The sequence below is a fragment of the Priestia sp. SB1 genome (assembly GCF_038898415.1).
On sequence record NZ_JBBJSS010000013.1, the window covers coordinates 68,091 to 74,613 of the forward strand.

Annotated in this window: 4 protein-coding genes and 1 rRNA gene; 2 read left to right on the forward strand and 3 right to left on the reverse strand. The window is 31.0% G+C overall.

The window, feature by feature from the left end:
- Window positions 1–29: 29 nt before the first annotated feature.
- Both WKH56_RS32305 and WKH56_RS32310 read right to left on the reverse strand, forming a co-directional pair.
- Entirely contained in the window at window positions 30–1,331 is a 1,302-nt protein-coding gene (locus WKH56_RS32305) for a replication protein (RefSeq protein WP_342837493.1), read from the reverse strand.
- 465 nt (window positions 1,332–1,796) lie between these two features.
- On the reverse strand, window positions 1,797–2,372 hold the full coding sequence (locus WKH56_RS32310) for a MerR family transcriptional regulator (protein WP_034655621.1): 576 nt from the start codon (window positions 2,370–2,372) through the stop codon (window positions 1,797–1,799).
- A 3,145-nt stretch (window positions 2,373–5,517) separates the two neighbouring features.
- Here WKH56_RS32310 and WKH56_RS32315 point away from each other — a divergent pair.
- Window positions 5,518–5,718: a cold-shock protein gene (locus tag WKH56_RS32315; protein WP_074684490.1), complete on the forward strand. Its 201-nt coding sequence runs from the start codon at window positions 5,518–5,520 to the stop codon at window positions 5,716–5,718.
- Between the two features lie 173 nt (window positions 5,719–5,891).
- Here the strand turns inward: WKH56_RS32315 and WKH56_RS32320 are convergent, their stop codons facing one another.
- Window positions 5,892–6,092: a cold-shock protein gene (locus WKH56_RS32320; RefSeq protein WP_074684491.1), complete on the reverse strand. Its 201-nt coding sequence runs from the start codon at window positions 6,090–6,092 to the stop codon at window positions 5,892–5,894.
- A 371-nt stretch (window positions 6,093–6,463) separates the two neighbouring features.
- Here WKH56_RS32320 and WKH56_RS32325 point away from each other — a divergent pair.
- Window positions 6,464–6,523, forward strand: a 16S ribosomal RNA gene (locus WKH56_RS32325); the annotation flags it as partial.

Here is a 6,523-nt window from a genome sequence, read left to right on the forward strand (position 1 = left end):
CCTTGCTATGCTTTAACTATTTTTAAAAATTAAGAAGCTGGTTCCTTTAATTTAGCATGTTTATGCAACAATTTCTGCTCCTCAGGTGTTAATGCTTGTCCTAAATCTTGTTTCAGTTCCGCCATTTCTAACGAACTGTACGTAGCACTGTGTTGCTGCAGCAAGCAGTCTTCTTCTGGTGTAAGTTCTTGTCCTAGGTCTTGTTTTAACTCAATCATTTCAAGTTGTTGTTCTAAAGGTATTTCTACTTTTTTTGTACCCTTCTCTTGACCCTGCTCAGCCTCTAACCAATCAGGAACGATTTCTTTACGGATAATATGTTTTGGTATAAACAATTTTGTTGATGACGCCTCTTTATGTATAACTTCCTCATGAGTTGGATATACTGATGAATAATCCTGATTTTTAGGATTCACCAACTGATAGAATTGGTTCTTCGCAATTTTATAGAGTAATTGGCACATATTATCTAAGGACAAGGAATTTCCTTTATGATTAGCTTCATGTACATATTTGTCTAATCCAATAATAGATGTATACGCAATTTCATGTACTTGCCCTTTAGTAATATCCATCTCTGTATCTCGTTTGACCGTTTTTGCAGCATTTTGAATGCGAGCATAAAAGTCTTTTAGTTGATGACCATACTTACCTGCATAGACTTGATTGACTTTCTTAGGAACACCTTTGATATAGGTAAATGACTGTGAAGCAGACATTAAATGATTATTTATATGATTTACAGGTAAATCAAGGTTAATAAAGGCACCAGGTAATTTATCGGCCTTTAGGCTTGGTGTATCAACGTTTTCAGCACTTTCTGGATACACCACAGGAAGCGTCACAGGAGTTGTCATTTCTTCTTCTTGGACTGTTTGTATACCTGTTGTATCATGGGCAAAAAAGATTTCTTCGCAAATGTGATTAAAGTTCTTATGGCTTTTAAGAATAAATACATAGCTATCAGGATGAGTACCTGTTGCATCTTCTTTAATGTAACGTGCTACAAGTATAAAAGGTGTAGCTTTTAACGACCGTACAAAACGAGAAACCGTACTTTTAGAAACTTTAAATTTCTTCATGAGCGTTTCAGAACGAATGGCTTGGATGCCTGTAGCCACTAGGTTATAGATGACATGATCAAGCATTTCCATTCTTTTTTTAGGAAATTCTTTATGTATAGCTGATTGGTTCTGTTTATAATGAGTACGGATAATTTCTAAAAACTCTTCTTTCTTTTTCCGAAGTGTGGATTTGTTCTTCCACAACCACTTAAACCGTCCGTTGAAGGTGTCTACATCTTTTAAATAGCAGGTCAATATTTTTGTCATTTGTTCATTATCTCCTTTAAGGAACAAAAAAAGACACTGTTTCCCTGGAAAAAGGAAAACAATGTCGTGATTTTGATGAACTAAGCCCTTGAAATAGACAGCTATTTCATATAAAATAAAACCATAAGTTTTATTTTATAGAAAAACTAACTCTATTAACAAGAGACTTCGACAAGTGTTTTCCCTACTGTAGCTAGGGGGAACGGTTTAAGAGTGCTACCAACACGTCTTAAACAGTTGAAGTCTTTTTTCTATTCCGGTCATTTTTGTTAGTTTTATTATAGCGTTAATTAATCTCATAATTCAATAAGAATTAGTAATATATCTCAAAAGATTTAGTTTTGCACCTTTTATGAGGTGCAAATCCTATCTATGTTGAAGGTATTAAGAGAACTTTCTCTGACAACTGCTACAAAAATAATAAAACAGCTTCTAATTACTGAGCAGTAATTAGAAGCTGTTTTATTATTTTGTGAACATTCTTTTCCATATGCTTTTTCCTTGTTCTTTTTGAATTTCGGTCATAGCTGAATGGATAGAATCTAGTTTTTTAAGTAATTGATCATTCACTTCTTTTAAACGCTGATTGTCTTGTTCAAGTTTATTCATCTGTTCTTTTATTTCTATAACATCTTTTTTTTCTGCCAAATTTTCAGATGGAAGCGTTAGTTGTTCTTTCTTTTCCATTTTTTTATCCATTTCTTCTATTTTTTTAGCAAGCAATAGAAATGCTTCTTTAAAGGAGTTTTCGTTTATATCTTCTTCCTCTAAATCCTTGTTAATAATTTTTGTTTGTTCTTCGCTCATTAAATTTGCTTTAATTAATTCTTCACGAATCATTTCATTTGGTGCATGTTTTCCGAACTTTTCCTTTAGTTCAATAATCTTTTCGATTTTTTTATCTTCATCAGTAAATATGTATCTTATTCTTCCAATTCTTTTATGTCGTACTAACCCGACTTCGCACCAGTCCCGTAACTGATGATTTTCTATATTAAATTTTCTAGCAACTTCTGAAATAACCATTGTTTCTTCGCTCATAATTGTACCTCCCTCATAAACGAATTAATCTAACTTAGTTAGTAACTTATTATATGAAATATTTTTAATAACTCAATTAAGTCTAACTTAATTGGTCCTGACTAATTAAATTGGACTTATTTTAAAGCTTGTCTTTATTATTCTAGCAGATTTCACACTTAACTGAATTAAATTTATTATATTTTACGTTATGTAGTTCAATTAAATTTGAACTGAGTCCTTTAAAAAACTACAAATCCATTATAATTTTTTAAAATATTACAATAAGTTTAATTAAAATGCAATTAAGTTAAACTAAGTTCAACTAAGTACAATTTAATTGTATTTTATTTAAACTTTTATTTATTTATATTTAATTTAGTAAAACTTATTTTATTTTAAGTTCAACTAAAATATTTTTTATGCAACGGGGATTATTTTAGGTTAACCTTAAGTTGAACTATCAAGTTTGGATTGATAATTTAGAACAAAAAAGTTATGTGTTAAGTTGTTTTTCTCATTTAATCCTCAATCTATTGAGGATTTTCATAGCTGAGACTACTGTCGATTCTGTTTAGATAATACACTTCTTCTGTAATATGGTGTGAAACATATCTATGTAGGCATTATCATAAAAGCATTCTTTTTGGCTGAAAAGATGCTTTATCTCTTATTTGTGGACATGCTTAGTAAACTCATGTCTTATTTATTGTGAATCGAAATCGTTACGAATAGGTAAACCTTTTTAGGGCTTTTGGACAGTGTAAGCTTTTTGAAGTGCTTCAATGATTAATTCTGATGTGATTAAACGAGAAAAAATAGTACACGATTTCTTTAATGTGAATTTAATGAAGATGCTAAACAAAACCAACCGCCTCGTATCATAGAGACATACTTAATTTCATGCACTCATTGTCTAGAGAGATTTGATAAATTTTTGAAGCGCTAAAATGTGTTTTGCCTTTTCTTCAATATGACCATAGCCTCTTTTTTGAAGAATCTTAGTTAATTCTCTAGGTACTAGATATCTTTCCTCTGCGTTAAAAGATGTTAATACATTTAAGCAGTTATAAATTGTTACTTTTGATCACTATATTCGCTGATTAATTATTTAACCAAGTTTTCAGCATGGTATAAATACATAATCTATTTTTTAAGTCATTATTTTATTTTCTCCCACTTATGTTCATTTCTTAATTTTATCCAGTATTCCTAACTAATCCAGACTCAATTGAGTCTGGATTAGTTATCTTATTTGAATGAAAATTAATTAGGTAGAGTCATTTTTTATTGGTACATTTAGTCTGTGTATACCTAATTGAAATTAATTTAAATCAATTAATTACTAATTAGGTATAAAAAATATAGATTCGACAGCTCTTAATTAGAAAAGTTGATATGCTCTATTTTAATTAAATTAAACTTCTTTTTTGTTGAGTTAATTTTAATTCAATTGATTCTAAATTAGTGATAATTAACTCTTTTTTTAAAAAAATTAGAGTTAGATTCTTGCAGAAGAAAAAAGAAAATCTAATTGTTTAGTTATATATTAGGTTGATAATAAAATCTTAAAAAGTTATTTAGTGAATTAATGAAAAATTTTTAATTTGAAAAGTACATGTCTTTAATTTTTATCAAAAGAATAGAGAAACAGAAAACAAGGATATAAAAGATTCACTTTGATGCTAAAAGCATCTTGCTTCATGAATATAAGCAGAAAATTTTATGTGACAAGATGAAAAAATGAATGAAAAGCAACAATATTTATCTATAAAATATAAAAACATAGGGAGACGCAAAGGGGACATGGTTCCAAAATAGGGGGACATAAAGGGGACATTAGGATTTTAAAAGGAGACTCAAAAGGGACGTACACCAAAAAAAGGGGACGCAAAGGGGACATTAAGCGACTTTCTTTGTACCCACGGTTTTGCTAGGCTCTGCCTAGCCCCACACCTATGGTGGGGGCAAAAACCCCTTATGCTCTTCTCTCTTTTGTAGTGGGGAACCACAATTTACAGGAAAGGAACGAATATCATGGATCTGTTTTTACGAAATATTGATCCAGTTGCAGTTAAAAAAATAGACGAAATAGATAAAGGAAGAAAGGATTTCTTGCCAAGGTTTCTTTAAAAGTCATTCTAAAAAGGAGGAGGTACTGTGAAGGATAAAGGATTATAACAAAGTGGAAAAATAGAAATCATAAAATAGATTTTCGAAACTTTTTGCACGGAATAGTGGAGCACATTCTAAAAAAACGGAGTACAACACAGGAAATGGAACGTTAAAAAAAGCAAAAGTTTGAGAGCAAGGGAAGGAGTGAAAGGTCCTCTTTTTCCATACTACGATTGTAGAAGGGGGGGAGAAGCAGCAAGCAATCGAAAGCTGTTTTATGATTCCTCTTTTTTATAATTAGTTGAGATATTCCATATAACACAAACGGGATGTAAACGATTATACACCCCGCCATGTGAAGAAGGAAAATCAGCTTTTAATGCAGCATATGATCTTTAAGGAACACCTCATTTACGTAATTGCATTGCCTAATGAAACAGTCACTTGAAAAAGTATATTCTCTTTAACAAACACCTCATTTAAGCATTGGGCTAAAAAATATATAATATGAACGAAATCGTTCTTGGTCTGGGACAAACACCTCATTTGTATAGTGATAAATGAATATTATTGTCTACCCATTATATATATTCTTACTACGTTCATGACTACCATCCCCTTATGAATCAAACATACATCGATTTACAATAAGGTTTTCTGAAATATGCCTGCTGTAGACACCTCATCCCAAATGTAAGAAGCTTTGCAACGATTAGTTGTAATCAATCACTTGTTTTCCTTCTTCGCTATATAGAATATCCCAAGGACTTATTTGTAATTCAGTAAAGTAAAAGGTTTTTTTGGATTGAATGTACCCTTATTTATAAAGCAGGTTAAATAATGAAGTCTTATGGTGAATAGATGAAATTTGTTAAAACTGGTATTTTTTATTTACTATTAATCTTACTATATGGTACACTTCACATAACTTATTTTTGTTCGGTGTATTGAGAAGAGAAAAGCTTAATAAGAAGTTTTTTCTCTTTAAAGAGTATGTTTGGCAAGAATGGTAATACATTTGTGGAGCATTCCACAGCAGGAGGCAACAATTATGACAGAAGGTACAGTAAAATGGTTTAATGCAGAAAAAGGTTTCGGTTTCATCGAAGTTGAAGGCGGAGACGATGTATTCGTACATTTCAGCGCAATCCAAGGTGAAGGTTTCAAATCATTAGAAGAAGGCCAAAAGGTTACTTTTGATGTTGAGCAAGGTCAACGTGGAGCGCAAGCTGCTAACGTTCACAAAGCATAATTAAAAGTAATCACAAAAAAGACTCCTGTAAAGGAGTCTTTTTTTACAGTCTTGTAAGTGAAAAATATGATTTACCTACTATCTATTACTTCAAATAGAAAGTAAATATGGATATATAAATGAAGTTTTTACGTATAAGTAATGTTTACTCTGTTTAAAATCGTAGGCGTACATTATTTTTTATGAAGATTACGGGAAATTTTATCAATAAGGCGTTTTTTAGTTTTCATCTGACTTTTACATAAGGGGCATTTCTGATGGCTATCGTAAGAGAAATCTTTTCTCATCCAGCCTTTACATTCTTCTTTCGTACATTCCCAAATTTCTGTTTCTTCTTGAACCGGAGGTTCTTGATTTTTTCTACTATAATACATATTGTTCACTACTCCTCTCTTTATAAGTATGCCTGATAAAGAGAATATAAATACTTTATATCTTTTACGCCGTTCATATTTTAGTAGAATCAATTTCATAGTAGAAAATAAAAGTGAAAAAGTGAAACATGGATAGTAAGGTATAACAATCCGTGTTTGGTGAATAATTGTTATCGTGGTGTGTAAAAAACAATGAGAATAAAAAACAATGTTTTTTTAGAAAAACTATTGACGTTTCATTTGATATGTTTTATTATTATAAAGCGTCGTTGAAACGACAACTTGTTTTATGGAATATTGAACTTTGAAAACTGAACAAAGCGACAAACGTCAACGTTAATTTTTATTTTAAATTGAGCAAGTCAAACATTTCTTCGGAGAGTTTGATCCTGGCTCAGGATGAACGCTGGCGGCGTGCCTAATACATGCAA